At 33.8% G+C, this 19,364-nt stretch carries 23 protein-coding genes and 1 tRNA gene; 17 read left to right on the forward strand and 7 right to left on the reverse strand.

The window, feature by feature from the left end; genetic code table 11:
* Window positions 1–14: 14 nt before the first annotated feature.
* On the reverse strand, window positions 15–239 hold the full coding sequence (locus NMY3_RS04110; protein ID WP_196817663.1) for a hypothetical protein: 225 nt from the start codon (window positions 237–239) through the stop codon (window positions 15–17).
* Between the two features lie 139 nt (window positions 240–378).
* Window positions 379–972 (reverse strand): helix-turn-helix domain-containing protein, encoded by a 594-nt coding sequence (locus NMY3_RS04115; RefSeq protein ID WP_196817664.1) that lies wholly within the window; start codon window positions 970–972, stop codon window positions 379–381.
* 254 nt (window positions 973–1,226) lie between these two features.
* Here NMY3_RS04115 and NMY3_RS04120 point away from each other — a divergent pair, with 254 nt between their 5' ends.
* A complete protein-coding gene (locus NMY3_RS04120) occupies window positions 1,227–1,940 on the forward strand; it encodes a cation diffusion facilitator family transporter (protein WP_196817665.1) in 714 nt (237 codons plus the stop codon).
* Window positions 1,941–2,274: 334 nt separating this feature from the next.
* Entirely contained in the window at window positions 2,275–2,817 is a 543-nt protein-coding gene (locus tag NMY3_RS04125) for a 5' nucleotidase, NT5C type (RefSeq protein WP_196817666.1), read from the forward strand.
* Between the two features lie 23 nt (window positions 2,818–2,840).
* Here the strand turns inward: NMY3_RS04125 and NMY3_RS04130 are convergent, their stop codons facing one another.
* Together NMY3_RS04130 and NMY3_RS04135 are read right to left on the reverse strand one after the other, a co-directional pair.
* A complete protein-coding gene (locus tag NMY3_RS04130) occupies window positions 2,841–3,134 on the reverse strand; it encodes a hypothetical protein (RefSeq protein ID WP_196817667.1) in 294 nt (97 codons plus the stop codon).
* Window positions 3,135–3,202: 68 nt separating this feature from the next.
* On the reverse strand, window positions 3,203–4,645 hold the full coding sequence (locus tag NMY3_RS04135; RefSeq protein ID WP_231100235.1) for a hypothetical protein: 1,443 nt from the start codon (window positions 4,643–4,645) through the stop codon (window positions 3,203–3,205).
* Between the two features lie 70 nt (window positions 4,646–4,715).
* Here NMY3_RS04135 and NMY3_RS04140 point away from each other — a divergent pair, with 70 nt between their 5' ends.
* Window positions 4,716–5,900 carry a redox-regulated ATPase YchF gene (locus NMY3_RS04140; RefSeq protein WP_231100236.1) on the forward strand — a complete coding sequence of 395 codons (1,185 nt, stop codon included), beginning with the start codon at window positions 4,716–4,718 and terminating at the stop codon, window positions 5,898–5,900.
* Between the two features lie 8 nt (window positions 5,901–5,908).
* On the forward strand, window positions 5,909–6,937 hold the full coding sequence (gene kae1 / locus NMY3_RS04145) for a KEOPS complex N(6)-L-threonylcarbamoyladenine synthase Kae1 (RefSeq protein ID WP_196818470.1): 1,029 nt from the start codon (window positions 5,909–5,911) through the stop codon (window positions 6,935–6,937).
* A gap of 2 nt (window positions 6,938–6,939) precedes the next feature.
* Here kae1 and NMY3_RS04150 read toward each other — a convergent pair whose 3' ends face one another.
* Window positions 6,940–7,284: a hypothetical protein gene (locus NMY3_RS04150; protein WP_196817669.1), complete on the reverse strand. Its 345-nt coding sequence runs from the start codon at window positions 7,282–7,284 to the stop codon at window positions 6,940–6,942.
* Window positions 7,285–7,321: 37 nt separating this feature from the next.
* Here NMY3_RS04150 and NMY3_RS04155 point away from each other — a divergent pair, with 37 nt between their 5' ends.
* A complete protein-coding gene (locus NMY3_RS04155) occupies window positions 7,322–7,948 on the forward strand; it encodes a KEOPS complex kinase/ATPase Bud32 (RefSeq protein WP_196817670.1) in 627 nt (208 codons plus the stop codon).
* A 407-nt stretch (window positions 7,949–8,355) separates the two neighbouring features.
* On the opposite strand, the gene NMY3_RS04160 is transcribed toward NMY3_RS04155, so the two are convergent.
* Window positions 8,356–8,478: transfer RNA gene (locus NMY3_RS04160), tRNA-Leu, on the reverse strand.
* Window positions 8,479–8,638: 160 nt separating this feature from the next.
* On the opposite strand from NMY3_RS04160, the gene NMY3_RS04165 reads away from it, so the two are divergent.
* From NMY3_RS04165 to NMY3_RS04195, 7 genes are all read left to right on the forward strand, one after another.
* On the forward strand, window positions 8,639–10,066 hold the full coding sequence (locus tag NMY3_RS04165) for a phosphoglucosamine mutase (protein ID WP_196817671.1): 1,428 nt from the start codon (window positions 8,639–8,641) through the stop codon (window positions 10,064–10,066).
* Between the two features lie 75 nt (window positions 10,067–10,141).
* On the forward strand, window positions 10,142–10,522 hold the full coding sequence (rpl7ae, locus tag NMY3_RS04170) for a 50S ribosomal protein L7Ae (RefSeq protein ID WP_196817672.1): 381 nt from the start codon (window positions 10,142–10,144) through the stop codon (window positions 10,520–10,522).
* 19 nt (window positions 10,523–10,541) lie between these two features.
* Window positions 10,542–10,754 (forward strand): 30S ribosomal protein S28e, encoded by a 213-nt coding sequence (locus NMY3_RS04175; protein ID WP_134484477.1) that lies wholly within the window; start codon window positions 10,542–10,544, stop codon window positions 10,752–10,754.
* Window positions 10,755–10,790: 36 nt separating this feature from the next.
* Window positions 10,791–11,003 (forward strand): 50S ribosomal protein L24e, encoded by a 213-nt coding sequence (locus NMY3_RS04180; RefSeq protein ID WP_196817673.1) that lies wholly within the window; start codon window positions 10,791–10,793, stop codon window positions 11,001–11,003.
* 1 nt (window position 11,004) lies between these two features.
* On the forward strand, window positions 11,005–11,409 hold the full coding sequence (ndk, locus tag NMY3_RS04185; protein ID WP_196817674.1) for a nucleoside-diphosphate kinase: 405 nt from the start codon (window positions 11,005–11,007) through the stop codon (window positions 11,407–11,409).
* Window positions 11,410–13,194 (forward strand): translation initiation factor IF-2, encoded by a 1,785-nt coding sequence (infB, locus tag NMY3_RS04190; protein ID WP_196817675.1) that lies wholly within the window; start codon window positions 11,410–11,412, stop codon window positions 13,192–13,194.
* A 64-nt stretch (window positions 13,195–13,258) separates the two neighbouring features.
* A complete protein-coding gene (locus tag NMY3_RS04195; RefSeq protein WP_196817676.1) occupies window positions 13,259–13,519 on the forward strand; it encodes a hypothetical protein in 261 nt (86 codons plus the stop codon).
* Window positions 13,520–13,521: 2 nt separating this feature from the next.
* Here NMY3_RS04195 and hisS read toward each other — a convergent pair whose 3' ends face one another.
* A complete protein-coding gene (gene hisS / locus NMY3_RS04200) occupies window positions 13,522–14,832 on the reverse strand; it encodes a histidine--tRNA ligase (protein ID WP_196817677.1) in 1,311 nt (436 codons plus the stop codon).
* Between the two features lie 76 nt (window positions 14,833–14,908).
* Here hisS and NMY3_RS04205 point away from each other — a divergent pair, with 76 nt between their 5' ends.
* The 5 genes from NMY3_RS04205 (at window position 14,909) to NMY3_RS04225 (ending at window position 19,281) form a co-directional block, all read left to right on the forward strand.
* Window positions 14,909–15,352: an archease gene (locus NMY3_RS04205; protein WP_196817678.1), complete on the forward strand. Its 444-nt coding sequence runs from the start codon at window positions 14,909–14,911 to the stop codon at window positions 15,350–15,352.
* 797 nt (window positions 15,353–16,149) lie between these two features.
* Window positions 16,150–16,503 carry a thioredoxin gene (trxA, locus tag NMY3_RS04210; RefSeq protein ID WP_196817679.1) on the forward strand — a complete coding sequence of 118 codons (354 nt, stop codon included), beginning with the start codon at window positions 16,150–16,152 and terminating at the stop codon, window positions 16,501–16,503.
* Window positions 16,504–16,662: 159 nt separating this feature from the next.
* Entirely contained in the window at window positions 16,663–18,381 is a 1,719-nt protein-coding gene (locus tag NMY3_RS04215) for an FAD-binding protein (RefSeq protein WP_196817680.1), read from the forward strand.
* A 78-nt stretch (window positions 18,382–18,459) separates the two neighbouring features.
* Window positions 18,460–18,867 (forward strand): succinate dehydrogenase, encoded by a 408-nt coding sequence (locus NMY3_RS04220; RefSeq protein ID WP_425319393.1) that lies wholly within the window; start codon window positions 18,460–18,462, stop codon window positions 18,865–18,867.
* Between the two features lie 60 nt (window positions 18,868–18,927).
* Window positions 18,928–19,281, forward strand: a complete 354-nt coding sequence (locus NMY3_RS04225) for a succinate dehydrogenase (RefSeq protein ID WP_196817682.1) — start codon at window positions 18,928–18,930, stop codon at window positions 19,279–19,281.
* Window positions 19,282–19,364 lie beyond the last annotated feature (83 nt).

Here is a 19,364-nt window from a genome sequence, read left to right on the forward strand (position 1 = left end):
AATATTTTTTAATATTATTCTGGATTGTTTTCTCTTTCGCGGTTTGTTTTTTTGGCCAGTCTTTTATTCCATAACTTACTTGCGATGAATAGTAAAACTATGGTTATTATCAGTGATATTTCAAGAATTATTAAACTAGTAATGGTAAGAGTCTCAAATATTTGAATCAATACTATGCCCATTATATTTCCGGCAATTAACGCGATAAAAAAAATCTTTAATATCTCCTTCCATGTCATACTGCGATTATCATTTCATATTATAAAATTAAATATATTTTTATTGAATTGATTTATTTACGTTGACCGAATAAATATTGAATTAATGTAGTCGACATTCAGAAAATGTAGTGTAAAATATCAAAAAAATTAAGTTTTATTAAAAGCTGTCAAAACCTCCGCCATCAAAATCAAATCCTCCTCCCCCTGTGTCTCCGCCCTGCATGTCTACATTTTCTGTTGCTCCTGTTTCCGTGCCGGCTCCCGAATCAGACTCCGACCCCGTGCCACCGGTATCTCCTGTGTCTCCAGCCATTGAACTCTCCATTGGATTAAGGGCCATACCCATAAACGACATTAACGACATGAAAAACACCATATCCATAATGCCCGAAAAAATCAAAAATGGCATCCATGATCTGTTATTTCCCATAAATGTTTGGAGTTGGGCTTTATCACCTTGTGAATACCATTGTTGAACTTGTCTCAACTTATTCTCTAGTTCCTGTTGTTTTGAAGTTAATACTTTTAACCCTGTGTCTGTTAATTTGTACTGCATTTTCTTCCCAAAGAAAAATATTTTCTTTTCAAATTTATCTACAAGTCGTTGACTTTCTAATTCCTTAAGAATTGTCTCAACTTCTGACTTTGTAAGTTTTGTAAATTTTATGATTTTATCGGATGTATTAAAATTCTTATAAATTGCATTAAGAACTGTGAAATGTGTTGGACTATCGTTAAGATTGAATGACATATTTATAAATATATAAAGTTATACTTAAATACTATTGCATTTTTTGTTTTTCTAATAAATTGGTTTTGTGATGAAAAAGTTGGCATGTTGATGCCATATCATTGAAAAATTTGGCAAGATGGAAATCTTTTCTGCATTATGGATTTAGTACACTGTAGGACTAATTAATCCTAGTAATCCTACGATCATCTACATGTCCTGCATTATCGAAATCTGTATTCACTCTCCATACACTATTTAACAAATATCATATTATGATAAATGAAATCATAACGAGAACCGAAACATCAATAGAAACTAGGAGGTTAAAAATAGTTGTAGTTATATTAACTATCTATCTAGCGGTAGAAATCGTGGCTGGATATATCACCGGAAGTCTGGCTTTAATTGCAGATGCTCTGTACATGTTTGCAGATGTCTTCGGAATTTCACTTGTTCTTGTAGCTTCCATATTTAGTAAAAAGCCTCCAACTCCTTTGCATACCTACGGATTCTATAGATCTGAAATTCTGTCCTCTCTTGCCAATTGTGTTATTCTGTTATTGATATCAATCTTTATCATATTTGAAGCCTACAGACGGATTTTTGAACCTCGCGACATAGAAAGCTCCATCATGCTGATCGTTGCCATAATAGGATTAATTGTAAATCTTGTTGGGCTCAGGCTTTTAAAAGGAACGCATAAACATGCGGAACATACATTTTCTGAATCAACACAGGAATATAACAATTTAGGAATGACCGATGCTCTTCATATTCAAGGTGCAAAGCTAGAATTATTTAGTGATCTTCTTGGATCTATTGCAATCATCATTGGAGCTGTTCTCATATATTATACTAATTATTATCTGATAGATTCCATAATTAGCTTTGGTCTCGCTCTGTTCATTATACCTCGTGTTTGGTATTTGTTGCAAAGATCAATATCAATTTTAATGGACAGTTTCTCCGTCAAGTTTGTTGTATAAGGACAATAAAGGATTCAATTCTGCAGATAAGAGGCGTGACAGGAGTGTTTGATCTCCACATATGGAGTATAACTTCCGGAAATATTGCATTGTCTGAACATAGTTATTTTTGATTCAACCAAATCACAAGAGATACTCCGAGAAATAAATTCACTCTTAGAAAAGAAATTTGAAATTTATCATACTACAATTCAAATCGAAAAATATCATATAGTTGATGATAGGGATCATTAAATGTTTTTTATTATCTTTGCCTGAAATTGACTATAAAGTTGTCATCTTTATAGGATAAAATAGATATTTATGTATGCAACCTGATCAATATTAGTCCTCAATGGTATCTGAAATAACTATCGCACTAGATCTCGATTCTGTTTTAGCTGATGTAATGCAAATCTGGTTAGAGGAATATAATACAATTTTTAATACCAAAATAAAAAAGCGGGATATATCTGATTGGCATATACATAATATATTATCAATAAGCAAACAACAGATAACGGATTTATTCATAATGGTCTGGCAAAAACGCTGGCAGGACATACCTCCAACCAGTAACGACCTTTCAGATGTAATAATTCAATTACAAGACAAGGGCTTTCGAATTTCCATTATTACAAAGAGAGAGCGTGTTACAATGCCATTTGTGGCTCATTGGCTAGACCTAAATAATATACCTTTTAATGATATTGTTTTCATTTTTGATGACGTGTCAAAGAGCCATTTTCCTTTCTTTCTATTGGTCGATGATTCTCCAATCAATGCGAAGGAAGTTGTTACTCCTAAACAGATAATAATTTTTGATCAGCCTTGGAATAAATCTTTAGCATCTTATACAAGAATAAGCAAATTGAATGAGCTAATTGACTTGGTATGATATATAACGATTGACCTTCAATTTTATCTTATTCTACTATCCAACTCTATAAATAATCTATTTAAGGCCGATGATAGTCCGCTATGATTACAAAGGAAGTTGAAACTTTCTTCGAACTTATCTCTATCCAAAGTTGGTTTTCCCAAGTAATCTAATTCTATGTCTTCCAGATCTGTTTTCAAATAAATCATTATTGAACATGCTTCGTCATTATCGATGTCACTTAATTTGTATTCTCTAAGCTCAAGCTTTATTACTGTCCTCCCTTCGATTACAAATTTGTTCTCTAGAATAACTTTCCTTCTATTTAATCTCAACAGTATTGAAACACTATAATAACTAATTTAATGTTAAAGTTCTCCATATGGGGTATATTATTGTCTGCCTATTTATAGTCCAAAAATCGTATCCATTCGGGAAACCATAGCTGACTTTCATGAACCCCAATGCCTTTCGCCAAAATCTCCGGAGAGTTATAAAATACAGAATCAGCTCCTAATTCTGATGCTATCTTCTTATTCAGATCATCTATATATGATATCTTGCCAACATATTTTCTTCCAATAAGATCCTTTTGTTGAGTATATAATCCAACCTGGCGGCCATCAATGGTGGGAACGTAGCTAACTACTATATCAATTTTATGAGCCCTTGCTTTTCTTAAATAGAAGACTGTTTCAATTATGGTGCCTCCAGTTTGGATTGTACCTTGAACTGATAGAATGTTATTATCATAGGTAACTGGAGTAATAATGAACTTAAGGGTTTTACCATTGGATAGTAATTTATTCTTACTTACCTGTTCCGAATAATCAATCATTGGATCTGAATCATCATATCTGTCTTTTATTATACCTTCAACCATTTCAAATTTTTTTCCATTATTTTTGAATCCTATGTTTAAGCCTAGAGCCATTGGTCTAGTATAATCTGGTTCCGCAAAGATCATGTCTGCGTCTATGTTTTTGTTTGATAGATACTGGGCCTGAATGTTTCCAATATTTTTTCTTATAGAATAAATGCTCCTGTTATCAAAAATACTTGACACATGTGATTCGCGAATAAATTCGAATGGATCCATTAAGATTCTATTCTTATCCAGTTGTGTCAGGATATCCATACCATACTTGGGACTTAAACGAATTAGCTGTCCTGGATTTATTTCTTTTAATTTTAAGTGGAAAAAACTCTCTAGGTAGTTCTCGGAAGTAACCATAAAAAATAATTCGTTTTCATCCCGTCCCAGAAAGAGGGGTTTAAATCCTGTACTATTTCTAAAAACATAGATTTCATTGTTAATATTTATTACATAATTACCCCTTAAATGCCTGTCCAAAAATTCAGCTGCTTTATAAGGATCTTTTTGTGCCAGTAGCAGTTCTTTGAAAATGTAATGAATTTGTTTTAATGGTTCGGATTTTCTGTTTCTTATTAAAGGATGTGTTGTTAATTTATCTAAATCTATAAAAAATCCATCAAGAGCAAAATTTATTCTCTCCATTCTTTTGGACTTTGGTTTTTTTTTTGAAAGATGTCCAACCGTCGTTTGCATTGGATGATTCAGCTGCTTTACAATTTTCTCATGTATGGTATCAAATGTAGGCAACGAGCCATAGCCACCGACCTCAAATTTACCCGAACTAATTTTCCAAACTGCCTTTCCACGATGTTGGAGTAATTGCATCCCGCGAAATACTTGATAAATTATCTTTTCGTTATTGACGTTCTCATCCAGTACGCACACTGCAACTATTCCGCCCATTAAGATCCAGAATTGTTTTATCGTTAGAACGATAAAAATTTTGACATTTATACATTCTCTGATCATTTTGGTCCAAAATACTACGTAAATATATATTCCATTGTTAACTAATCTTTTAGAATTGATAATTGGTTTATTGGGTAAAGCAAATGTTGGTAAATCAACATTCTTTAATGCAGCTACAGATTCATCAATACCAATTGCTAATTTTCCGTTTACTACTATTAATCCGAATATCGGTGTTGCATTTGTAAGAGTAAATTGTGTTTGTAAAGAGATGGGTGTTTTGGATAATCCCATTACTTCTAAGTGTATTGACGGAATAAGATATATCCCAATAAAACTAATAGATGTAGCAGGACTAGTTCCCGGTGCACACTCGGGAAGAGGTTTAGGCAATAAATTTTTAGATGACGCTCGTCAGGCTGACGTTCTAGTCCACGTAATAGATATCTCAGGATCTACCGACGAAGAAGGCAGGCCAGTTAATCCGGGTGAAGGAAATCCGCTTTTTGATTTGGAGTTCATAGAAGATGAATTTGATCTTTGGATACGTTCATTAATTCTGAGGGATTGGGACAAAATAATACGAGAAAGTGAAAATCTAAAACAAAGGATAGAAACTGTATTGTCTAATAGACTTTCTGGTCTATCAATTAGCGAACAATTAATCAGAAATTCCTTGGACCATATAAATTTGATCAAAAAGCCAAGCGAATGGACTAAAGAGGATTTGCTCATATTAAGCAAACAAATACGAACACGCTCCAAACCAATTATTTTAGCAGCTAACAAAGCCGATATCTCATCATCAGATATCAATATTGAAAAATTGAAGAATTTAAAGAGACCGTTTTTTCCTACTGTATGCGAGGCTGAATTGTTGTTAAGGAGAGCTTCTCATAAAAATCTTATTTATTATTTGCCAGGGGATTCGAGTTTCAAAATCAAGCAATCTGAAACACTTTCTAACAAACAGAATGAGGCGTTGGAGGTTGTATCTGGTATATTACACAGGTTCGGTTCGACAGGGATTCAGCAAGTAATAAATTATGCGTGTTTTGAAATATTACAAAATATTGTAGTTTATCCAGTGGAGGACGAATATAAATTTACAGACAAAAAGGGGAATGTCTTTCCTGATGCAAGAATAATTTCCAATGACTCAACTGCCAAAAATTTGGCATATTTGATTCACAATGACTTGGGAAAAGGATTTCTCTATGCTATTGATGCAAGAACAAAACAACGAATTGGTGCTGAGCATAAACTGAAAAATGGCGATATAATTAAGATAGTATCCACAATGAGTAGGAATTAATGCATGTTATGTTATGTTTAGGAATTGAAAGCACCGCTCATACGTTTGGATGTTCTATAATAGAAATTGACAAAAAAAGTGATACTGGCAATACAGAAAGCGAGTTTATTTTGTCAGAAGTAAGGGACATTTATAAAGCATCAGCAGGATGGGGTATTCATCCTAGGGATGCATCTAAACATCATACCATGGTAGCTACCGAAATCTTAAAAAAATGTCTACAAGATGCTAGAGTTGGTATTAAGGACATTGATATTGTTTCTTATTCTGCTGGTCCAGGATTGGGACCTTGTTTAAGAATAGGCGCTGTTGTTTCTAGATCATTGGCTTCTTTTCATAATATACCTCTAATTCCTGTAAACCATGCAGTGGGTCATATAGAATTAGGAATTAAACTTACTGGATCTGAAAGTCCATTAACATTATTGGTTTCTGGAGGACATACTATGTTACTTATTTACTATAAGAATAAATGGAGAATATTTGGGGAAACTTTGGATATTACACTAGGACAACTTTTTGATCAAGTGGGAAGAAAAATGGGCTTTTCATCCCCATGTGGAAATAAGATCGAAGAGGTATCTTATTTATCAAAGAGTCGAAAGATATACCCACTGCCCTATATTATTAAAGGGAATGATGTATCATTTTCGGGATTACTTAGTGCAGTTAAAACTTTGCTAAATGACAACGATAATGATATCCGTGACATATGTTTTTCACTACAAGAAACAGCATTTTCTATCATTGTAGAGGCGGTCGAACGTGCACTAGCCTTTACTGGAAATAAGGAATTTCTAATTGTTGGGGGTGTTTCAGCGAATAAGAGACTGTCCAACATGCTTGAAACCGCCTGCGATATACATAGTTCTAATTTTAATTCTTGTCCACAGAGGTTTTGTGGGGATAACGGCACACAGATAGCATGGACTGGTGCTCAGATGTATTTAAATTGTCCATCTAGTAGCGTTAAACCCGAAGATGCATCTGTTTACCAGTCTTGGAGATTGGATAGTGTACATATTCCGTGGAGATAACTTCATGAACTACCTTTATTTTGATCTTCGATCTGTAACTTAATTTCTTTAACCCAGTTACCGGGATTCATCACTCCAAACTTGTAAGTGTTGTTACTATTGTTTAGTTCTATCACTAATTTTTTGATAATTCTTCCTTCAGATCTTGCTTGTGCAATGTCCTTTAATTCAAATTCTATTTTTTCACCAAGTAATTCTTTAGATAATGTTGCTATTCGACCTTTGGTTTTTTCAAAGGCGAGTTTTCTATTTGTTAAAGTAAGAATTCCACTCTTCAAAGTATCTTCTGAACAGTCTTCAAATAGAACATTTTTTTCTTTATTTGATGAAGATGATGTTTTGTCCATAATTTTTAAAGTAATAACGTATTACTAAAATTATCTATTGACGAACGATAGAATGTTATTAAAAAAAGGTGCTGAATCAGAACTGTACCTCATTAATTGGCATGGTGTTAATGCTATTTCAAAGGTTCGAATTGCTAAAGCATATCGTAACTCTTCTATCGATATTCCATTGAGGAAACGGCGAACAATTCATGAAGCTAATATTTTATCCCAAGTAAAGTTTTTTGGGATCAATACTCCTTTCATTTATTTTCTTGACATAAAAAATTTTGAAATTATAATGGAATACATCGAAGGAAAAACGGTCAAAGACTTTTTTTCCCCCGATCTTTGTATAAATCTTGGGGAAATCGTTGGAACCCTTCATTGTAATAACATAATTCATGGAGATATTACCACATCCAATTTTATTATATCCTCAAATGGAGCCATTTTTGCAATCGATTTTGGATTGTCTTTCTTTTCTGAACGATATGAAGATAAAGCTGCAGATATCCGGTTATTTAAGGAAATATTGGCCAGCTTCCATGTAGATGATTTTGACATATCTTTTAGAAATTTCTATAATGGATATAAGAAAATATGTGGTAGTATAACGTCAAAAGTATTTAAAACAGTAAGTGAAATTGAAAAAAGAGGTCGCTATTCAAGATCTGAATTCTAACATTGTATGTAATTTTCTTTAATATTGAAATATCTATTGTATAACTTTTTTACACAATCCTTTTTCCTTATGTTGTACAAAATGATCTTGACAAAAATCAGTTTCACATTCATAGCAATGCCACCCGCATAAAGTATAACATACATTGCATTTTGAAATTGGTTTATTATAGTCAAATTCTTTAGTTTGTTTCACAATTCTTGGCTTTTGTATCCTTTTTTGCTGTTGCCTCATATGTCTATCCTCTATTAAAGCGCAAAACATCGTCGTGATGTTTGAAAATTCTTCTCCAACTGTGTGGATCTATCAACCTGTTTCATAAAATCAGAATGTTATTTAAGCTTTTCAAATGATAATTAGGGAATTTTCAACTCTTATTAGATTTGTAATTCAAATTAGTTCATAAATGCGGGAGGTGGGATTCGAACCCACGAATCCCTAAGGAACAGGGTTGTAGGAAACTTCCAAGCTCATTCTAAGCCTCGCACAATTTCTGACCTGCGCCGTTGACCGGGCTTGGCAACCCCCGCATTACTTTGGACTACATTAAAGCCAAATTTATCTATTGTTAATACATTTCATGTTAAATTCTTTGTTCGATGATCTTTCTTACCTGACGGATTATTCATTCTCTTATCGTTTAAATAATTATTAGGAGGGCATAAATATTGATTTAACTAGGGAGATGTTTTGACGGAAAAAAAACTATTTGGGACAAATGGCATAAGGGGGATATTTGGAAAAGATCTGTCAATTGAGTTTTTAATAGATATCACTTTTTCTATAGGTCGTTTTTTTGAAAAGGGGCCAATAGTGTTGGGATATGATGGTCGTTCTTCTAGTTTTGCAATTCAAAAAATTATATCGGCTGTGTTAATGTCAATGGGTATCGATGTATATACGATGGGCATGACACCTACACCTTGTCTACAATTCACTGTCAAAAATTTGAGATCTTCTGGTGGAATTATGATTACAGCATCACATAATCCTAAGGAGTATAACGGAATAAAACCAATTTCAACCCATGGATTTGAGCTGTCTAGAGATGATGAAATAAAAATTGAGTCCATCTATTATGAAAAAAAGTTCATGAGAGGGGATTCTGGTTCCTTTGGGAACTTATTCAAATTGGATGTTTTGGGACAATATATCGACAAGGTGCTATCTTTTATAGATATTGACATTATTAGACGATCAAATCTTAAGATTATCATGGATTGTGGTAACGGGGTCCAATCGTTAGTAGCTCCTTTGATAGGAAGAATATTAGGATGTGAAGTGCTAATCATGAATGGCTATATTGATCCAAATTTTTCTGCAAGGGGCTCCGAGCCGAAAATGGATAATTTATCTAGTCTTACTGAACTGGTAAAAAAGACAAGCTCTGATTTGGGTGTTGCATACGATGGGGATGGGGACAGAAGTATTTTTTGTGATGAAAAGGGAATAATCCATTGGGGAGATAAAACAGGATCAATTCTATCTTATCATTTAATTAAAAATAAGAAAATGGATACGACAATCGTATGCCCTGTTAATTCTTCATTGGTTATTTCAAAAATTGGTGAGTTGGTTAAGAAGGATGTTTATTTTACTAAGGTCGGAAGCGTTGAGGTTTCTTATGGCATGAAAAATACTAATTCTCTTATCGGATTTGAAGAAAATGGAGGTTTTTTTTATGGACCTCTGAATTTAGTTCGTGATGGAGCGATCACCACAGCTTTGGTTTTAGAAATGATGAGCTATCATAAGCAGGAAAAACAGGGACAAACCACAAAAAGCGTTGACAAGCTAACAGATAAAAAATCGTCACTATCAGATATTTTCTCTATGTTCGATAATACATTTCAATACAAATCTAGCTTGAATTTGTCTAGCAACGATGACATGCAACATGTTTTGGATGTATGTGCTGCACATGGATCTGTATTCAAGATAGAAAGGATCGATGGAGTGAAAATATGGTTTGATGCTGAGTCGTGGATAATGTTCAGACCTAGCGGCACAGAACCTTTGATTCGAATCTATGGCGAATCCAATGATGAAAGTTTGTTAGATTCAAAAGTAAAAGAATACCTTAATTTAATAAATAATATTTTGAACCCTGCTGATTGATATATGATAACATTTTTAATACTCTTTTTTATCATAAGAAAGAGTGGAAATGATCCCAATGGGTGATTGTAAATTATGAGTAAACCATATTATGTAAAATTTGATATACCTCAAGATCTGGTTAGTGCCGTTTATGAGGCAGTAAGACTTGCAAAACAGAGTGGTAAAATTAGAAAAGGAACAAATGAAACTACAAAAGCAATAGAAAGAGGAATAAGCAAATTAGTTGTCATCGCAGAAGATGTTGAACCACCAGAGGTTGTAGCACATTTGCCAATTTTGTGCGATGAACGTTCATCTAAATATGTTTTCGTTCCTAGTAAGAAAGACTTGGGTGGTGCATTAGGAATTGATGTAGGCTCTGCTGCTGCAACTATAATAGATCCTGGCGAATCTCAACAAATTCTTGACCAGATTACAAATACTATTGATAGCATAAAAAACAAGTCTGAGTAAAACAGGTGTATTTTATTAAATGAGCAAGACTGAGGAAAAGGTCATTCCTGCAGAAGTAATTCAAATCGTAGGCAGAACTGGAATCGCTGGAGAAGTAATTCAAGTTCGCGTAAGGATATCTGAAGGAAAAGACAAAGGCAGGATTTTAACTCGAAACGTAAAGGGACCAGTTAGAATGAATGATATTTTGATGCTTAGAGAAACAGAACGTGAGGCAAGAAAAATAAAGTGATGCTTAAAATATGGAGTTATTGCAGGTGGTTAAATAATGAGTAAGAATGTTGCATCATTGCGAAACTGTTTTTTTTGTGGAAGGCATGTTGATACGGGTAAAGGGATAATGTTAGTCAAAAATGATGGATCGATCCAATGGACTTGTTCATCAAAATGCAAAAAGAATCTTCGCGATTTGAAACGTGATCCACGATTATTTAAATGGACTGATAAATACATCAAAGGTGGAATTAGGAAGCAAAAGTGAAATGGGGGTAGAACAAACTCTAATACTTATTAAACCAGATGCATTTAAACGAAAATTGGTAGGAAAAATAATTCAACGTTTTGAGGAAAAGGGCTTTAACATCAAACAACTAAAGACCTATGATTTTACAGATGAAAAAGCTCAAGATTTTTATTCAATTCATAGAAGCAAACCTTTTTTTAAGGAACTAGTTTCATTTGTTTGCTCTGGGACCGTAGTTGCATGTATTTTGGAAGGAAATAATGCCGTCAGCACGGTTAGGATAATGATTGGCCTTACAAAATCTTTCGATGCTGCCCCTGGAACAATAAGAGGCGATTTTGGTCTGGGAATAAGTGATAATATTATTCATGCTTCCGATTCGCATGAAAGCTTCATAAAAGAGTCATCAGTAGTATTTTTATAAGTGCATCTACGTCAGCCTGTAGTAGTAGTTCTAGGTCATGTAGACTCTGGTAAAACCTCGTTACTAGATAAGATGAGGGGAACATTCGTTCAATCGCGAGAAGCTGGGGGTATTACTCAACATATCGGGGCAAGTTTTTTTCCAATAGAAATAATTCAGAGTTTGACAGGTCCGTTATTTAAGAAATTATTATCACATGATCATGCTATTCCTGGATTATTAGTTATTGATACCCCTGGACATGAGGTTTTTGCAAATTTAAGATTAAGGGGGGGATCAGCTGCAGATATAGCAATTGTTGTAGTCGATGTTAATAAGGGATTTGAACCTCAGACTATAGAAAGTATAAACATTTTAAAGAATAGGAAAGTACCTTTTGTAGTTGCAATAAACAAAGTCGATCGTATTACAGGCTGGAAAAAAGGAATTACCAATTTCATTACCGAAGAGATCAAATTTCAGCCGAAGGAAGTTCAAGTCGATCTTGATAATAAAACTTATAGTGTATTGGGTTCTCTTTCACAATTAGGATTCAATTCAGAAGCTTTTTGGCGTGTTAAGGATTTTACTAAAGAAGTTGCTTTAGTCCCAGTTAGTGCATCAAGTGGTGTTGGTATTCCTGAGCTTTTGACAGTCCTGGTAGGATTGGCTCAACAATTCATGATAAAAAAATTAGAAAGGCATGAAGGATCCGCTAAAGGAATTATACTAGAAGTAAATGAAGAAGTCGGATTAGGACCTTCTGCTAATGTCATTCTTTTGGACGGTATCATAAAGCAAGGTGATTCAGTAGTGGTCGCAAAACGCAATTCTGTTATAGTGACTAGGATTAAATCGTTACTTCTGCCAAAGCCACTTGATGAAATGCGTGATCCCAGGGATAAATTTCGTCATGTAGATACGGTAATTTCTGCTGCGGGATTAAAAATAACTTCCCCTGATTTGGATGGTGTGATAGCCGGCAGTCCATTATATGGACTCGCCTCTACCGATGACGAAGAGAAGATAAAAAATCTAGTTGAATCCGAAGTAAAATCTGCACTTATTAACACAGACTCCAATGGCATTATTCTAAGATGCGATACTATAGGTTCGATTGAGGCAATTTCGGAAATGCTAAAAAAAGAGAACATCCCAATCCGCTCTGCAGACATCGGACAGATAAGTCGAAGAGACGTGATGACTGCATCTGCAGTTAAAGAAAAGGACAGATACCTGGGCATAATATTGGGCTTTAATGTAAAAATTTTAGAAGATGCAGAAAAAGAGTCGTTTGAAAGGGATGTCAAGATCTTTAATGAAAAAGTTATTTATAACCTGGTGCGTAGCTATACCGACTGGGTATCTTACCAAAAGAATCATGAGGATTCTATCCTATTTAATGAAATATTTCCAATTTGTAAATTTGAATTTATGAAAGGCTATGTTTTTAGAAGAAGTGATCCAGCTGTTTTTGGTGCGGAAATTACCATAGGCAAAATGAAACAAAAAATGTCAATAATGAATCCTGATGGAAAAAAAGTGGGGGTAATACATCAGATCCAGGATAAGGGTAAATCAATCGAAGAAGCTACTAGGGGAATGCAAGTGGCTGTATCAGTTAATGGGCCTCAGATAGGACGGCAAATTAACGAGGGTGATGTTTTTTATACCTATCTGGATAGTAGGCAAGCTAAGTTACTACTGAATCGTTTTAATAATAAATTAGATGAAGAAGAAAAAATAATTTTGGATCATATCGTTAGCCTCAGAAGAAAAACAGATCCCGCTTTTGGATACATATAATAAATATGTAATTAATGTCATCTGATATTTATATAGTGTTAAATTTGTAAATAATATAAAACCTATGAATGAATTTAATTTAATAGGAAAAATTTTCTTTGCTCCTAATACTTCTGATTCCGAATTAATCGAAAAAGCCAAACTAAGATTGAAAGAACATGGGATACCTGAAGAGACAATTGAAATTAATTATAATGTTCAAGAACTAAGCGAGGGTGATCTATACATAAGTTATGATCCACCAGATTTAGTGTTGAGAAAAGTATATGCAAAGACTCCAAGTGGTTTTATTAAAATGAAAAGTGTAAAATCCATCAAACTCTAGATTTATCCCAATCTTATTTCGACTAAATCATTAACTAATTCATCAAAGCCCTTAGTTATGTTTATCTTCCTATCTGTCATTTGAAATGAGTCTCTTAATATTACTTCACCATTTGTTTCTAAATCCTCTTTACTTACAATTATGATTTTTTTACTCTTCTTATTTTCTGCTTCTGCCATTTGTTTTGAAAATGATCTTCTTAACAAGTCATAGTCAACTGGAAAATTGTTTCTCCTTAAATACGAGGCTAATCGTTCTACATAATCATATATTTCGATTGAGTCATATACTATATAATTCAAATCTTTAAATTCATCATTTTCATCTTTCTTAAATATTCCTTGTTGTTTCATTGCCAAAACAATACGCTCGATCCCACCCGCTGCTCCAATGGCTCCAACATCCTTTCTTCCAAACGCATCGGTAAGTTTGTTGTATCGACCACCTCCAACGAGGGATCCTAGATCATTTCCTGTGTCTATTGCTTCAAAAACTACCCCTGAATAATAGTCCAAACCTCTTACGATGCCCAAATTAATTCGAATGTTATTTATTCCTTTATTTGATAACGACGTATTGATTTTTCCTAGATCTTCCCAGCTTTTCAGTTTGAGCAAATTCATAGCACCATCTAATTCCTTGAAACTACCTTTTTTCTCTGCAAAATTAATCACTTTTTCTAGGACTTTAATATCAATTCTTTCATCATATTCTTTTAGCACACTGGCTTTTCCCTTCTTTGGTATTTTGTCAATTGCCCTAAATATCTCAAAAGTTTCTTCATCGTTTGATATCTTGAGAATATTTTTGATATATTCTTCAATTAAATTTCTACTGCTAATATCGATTAGTATATTCCTCAATCCAAGTTTTTGTAGAAAAATTGATGTAAATTCAATTATTTCAGTATCAGATTCTATTGATGTAGGGCCGTATATTTCAATGTCCCATTGATGGAAAAATCTGTATCTTCCTGCTTGTGGCTCATCATATCTCCAAACTCCCCCAAAGGAGGCCATTTTTGTGGGAATCTTCAGATCTCTTCGTGATACAAAGTATCTTGTTAATCCTATGGTCAAGTCAAATCTAAGAGCAATATTCCTATTCCCTTTGTCTACGAAATTGTAGATCTCCTTAGTTATAGAAGGACCTGACTTTGTCTCGAGGGTAGATAATAATTCTAATGGAGACGGTTCCATCAACATAAAATTAAAAATTCTTGCAGAGTCTATGAAAGCATTTCTGATCACATTGATGTCCTTGTACTCGTCTGGCTCTAGATCCCTCATCCCTCTCGGCAGTAGAAATTTCATTGTTGTTTAGATTGTCAATATTTTTTAATTTAGATTTTCCGGTTCATTATAATATCTATCAGTTTAATAATGCTGTATGTTTCTTGACAGTGTTGAATATCTTGACCATATGACGGACGCATATTTACGCATCAGAGGTCAAACCATGAATGAAGCTTTTGAATATTCGGCAATGGGCTTGGTTAATATTATGTATGATATAGAAAATATAGAGAAAAAGCAACAGATTCCTATTTTTGCAGAGGGTGACGAGTTAGAGAATCTATTGTTTGATTGGCTTGATAAAATCTTGCTGATGATGCTCATTGATAAAGTGATTTTTTCAAAGTTTAAGATTGAAATTACCTTTGATGAATCTTCTAATAGATACTTACTTACGGGCTATGGTGAGGGCGAACTTGTCGATATTAGTAAGCATGAACTTAAGGTGGAAATTAAAGGAATAACCTATCATGAAATGAAAATACTCAATTATAAAGATACAAATGAAACCATAATTGAGTATATAGTAGATTTATAGCCTTTTAGCACTTAAGATGCGTTATATCTGTTATTGCCATTCTAAACTTTATTAGTAAATTAGAATGTTATTATTCTATTTATAATAAATAGTTAAATCTAGATCTAAATGATATAAATATTTTAATTTTCGTATCATTTTATCAATAGATTGGTGCCTACAAAACACTGGAAAAAGAATGGAGGTTAGAATATTCTTATTCTGTCTATTACATTGTTTGGGTAGATCATTTCTTTATAAGCGTTTTTTCATATAGAAATATATAGAAATATATAGAAATATATAGAAAATTCATGATATGCTGGTATCTCATGTGTCGGTTTATAACAGTGTGTCGCATTCTAACACATCATGATCTAATTTTTTCAGGCAGTTAATTCTACTCTTTTATCTAGCATATATAAATTAGGTAAAAAATACATTTAAAGAATTTTGTCATGGTCAAAATCGGATATCAATCTGAAGAAGAAATCATGCAAGCAATGGTATCTCAGAAATTTTTTAATTTGATAACTACAAATCATACGAGTTTTGCATAATTTCATCCTATTGATTGTGCTCAGATCTTAATTTATCATGTCATATAATAATTACAATAAAATATCTTTGAATATTTAGAAATGTAAAAAAAATCAATTTATAACAAAATATATAGTACAGTTGAATGCGGTTTATATAAATTTAGTTTTTTATGTTAATACGTTTTCCTTAAAAATCTATTAATTTTTCATTAATATAATGATTCATGTGATCGTAAAGTCTTATATATCAAATATTAATATAGATTATCCGTAAAAATGACTAACGAATCAGGATCTACCTCCTCTTCTAATACTATAATAGAATTATCCGAAAATAATTTTGAACACTTTATATCTGATAACAAGATCGTCTTAGTTGATTTTTGGGCAACATGGTGTGGCCCATGCCAATTTATGCTCCCAATATTTGATAAACTTTCCAAAAAATACACGGATAAAGTCAAATTCGGTAGATTAAACGTAGATGACAATCAATCAATAGCAATGCGTCTAGAAGTGTATGCAATACCTACATTTGTAATGTTTGTTGGTGGTAATGCAGTAGATAGAGCAGTTGGTGCAGTAGGCGAAAAGGGATTGGATAGTCTACTCCAAAAAACCCAATCCTAATAAATAAGATCAGTATAAAAACGAGTTTTTTTGCTTAATTTCCTATTTATGCAATTATATTAAAAATTGATAATAAATAACAGATGTGCTGCAAACTTGTGATTAATTATTAGAAAGAATTTATTATTGACTTGATTTAGATATCATGAGATAAAGTATTTGACGGAAACTCTTTCTTACGATATACTTATAGTAGGGTCTGGCTTGGCAGGACTTAGGGCTGCTATTACTGCCGCCTCGAAAAACAAGAATCTAAAAATTGCTGTTCTGTCAAAAGTTCAGGTCATGCGTTCTCATTCTGTATCTGCTGAAGGGGGTACTGCTGCTGTACTGTATGAAAACGAAGGTGATAACATAGAATCGCATATATATGATACTATTAAAGGTAGTGATTTTTTAGCAGACCAAGACGTTGCAGAAAAACTTGTAAATTGGATTCCATCTGAAATAATACAACTAGATAGATGGGGAATGCCATGGTCGAGACGGGATAATGGAAGAATCGATCAACGGAAATTTGGTGGCTATTCTTTTCCGAGGGCTACTTATGCTCAAGATAAAGTAGGATTTTATGAAATGCAAACGCTCTATGATACATGTCTTAAATATGATAATATTTTTTTCTTTAATGAATGGTTCTGTACCTCAATCCTTCATGAAGGGAATACCTTTCAAGGATTTACTTGCATAGAGATGAAAAATGGCAATTTTGTTAAGGTCGTTGCCCCATCAGGCATAATTTGTACCGGAGGCGCAGGCAGGATCTATAGCTTCTCTACCTATGCTTATTCTTCTACTCCAGATGGTTTAGATATGGCATACCGTGCTGGAATGGCTTTAAAGGATATGGAATTTGTTCAATTCCATCCCACGGGTATTTTGCCATCTGGAATCTTGATTACCGAAGGTGCGCGGGGAGAGGGGGGATATTTGATCAATTCTGAAGGTGAGCGGTTTATGAAGAATTATGCAGGCGAAAAATTAGAACTTGCTCCAAGAGATGTGGTGTCTCGTTCTATGATAACTGAAATTCAGGCAGGGAGGGGTTTTAAACATGTTACAGGTGCCGATTGTCTTAAATTGGATCTAACACATCTAGGTGCAGAAAGAATTAAAGAAAAACTTGCAGGGATCAGAGAAATTGGAATCAAATTTTCTGGAATAGACGTAATTGATGAACCCATCGAAGTGAGACCTGTGTGTCATTATATGATGGGTGGCATCCATTCTAATGTGGATGGTGCTACTGAATTTGATGGGCTGTGGGTAGCTGGTGAGGCCTCGTGTAATAGTACTCATGGAGCAAATCGTTTAGGGGCAAATTCTACTTCTGAATGTCTCGTATGGGGTGCTATTACTGGAGAATTAGCTGCCAATCACGCTTTAAGTAAAAAGAATAGCATTCCAAGTACGGATGATCATCAATTTTTGATGGAAGAAAAGAGAATTTATGATGGGATATTTAGAGGTCGTGGCGATTCTAACCCCTATGAAATTCGAAAGAATTTGACTGACACTATGGATGAAAAATCTTATGTTTACAGAAATGAAAATGATCTCATAGAGGGACTAAAAAGAATTCGTAGTCTTAAATCTTTGAGTTGGAAACACGTTGATGATCAAGCAAAAGAATACAATACAAATTTCATTAATGTGATGGAAATAGATTCCATGATGCGAGTTGCTGAAATAGTATTGATGGGTGCAATAAATAGACGCGAATCTAGAGGAGCTCATGCACGAATAGATTATCCCAACCGCGATGATAATAACTTTTTAAAACATACTCTTGCGTATCATAATAGTGACGGGGAACCTAGGATGGAATGGCATCCGGTCGTATTTACTCGGTATGCACCAGTGGAGAGAAAATATTAAATGGGTATAAAATCTAATAGTGAGAATAATCCTAGTACAGGTGGCGATATTAAGCTCAAATCTGGACGTGAAGGATTGATGGGCTGGTTGAACCCTACTAGATATGGTTGGGAAAGAGTATCTTATTGGTTGCAACGTTTAACCGGAGTAGGTTTGTTAATCTACTTTATAGGGCATATATATGAAACTAGCTCATTAGTAAATGGGATTAATGCTTGGAATAGTATGTTAGAGTTGACTCAGACAACTGGAGGCCACATATTTCTATTATTGGTTATAGGTGCAAGCACTTTTCATACAGTTAACGGATTACGCCTTATTTTTACCGAGTCTGGAATAGGCATAGGTAGACCAGGACGACCGGATTATCCATATGATGCAACTTCTTTGAATTATAAGCAAAAATCTGGCATATGGGTTGCTATGTTATTAGCTGCTATTGCCATGTTGTATGGTGGTATGGTTATGTTTGGAGATGTGAGCTAAGGTTGGACATGACAAACACCTATAACAGCTTGAATTATTTTATGGAGCTTAGAATCTAGGATGCCGTTATTAAAATTGCGCGAAAGTCAAATAATGAAAATTCATTATTTGACGGGGATATGTGCCGTATTCTTTGTGGCAATTCATATATTATTTAGACTTATTATGCCCTTTGGCCAAAGTTTAGAATTTCATAACGTAGTGGCTAATTATCATAATATGTACTATGTGATACTGTTGGAATTAATCCTCGTTTTTATCTCCATTCATGGATTTAATGGCTTGAGAATTATCTTGATAGAACTTAAACAAAATCAATGGTGGGAGTCCACAATAACTATATTGGTGCTGGCCGCAATGATTGGTGTTGTAGCATATGGTACAAGAACGATTATTATTGGGAGTCAATTATAATATGTATCAAGAAAATTTAATACACTGGTCATCTTTTACACCAATTCTGATTGTTAAACTTGAATCTGAAATAAAAACATGTG

It is taken from the genome of Candidatus Nitrosocosmicus oleophilus, from assembly GCF_000802205.1.
GTDB lineage: Archaea > Thermoproteota > Nitrososphaeria > Nitrososphaerales > Nitrososphaeraceae > Nitrosocosmicus > Nitrosocosmicus oleophilus.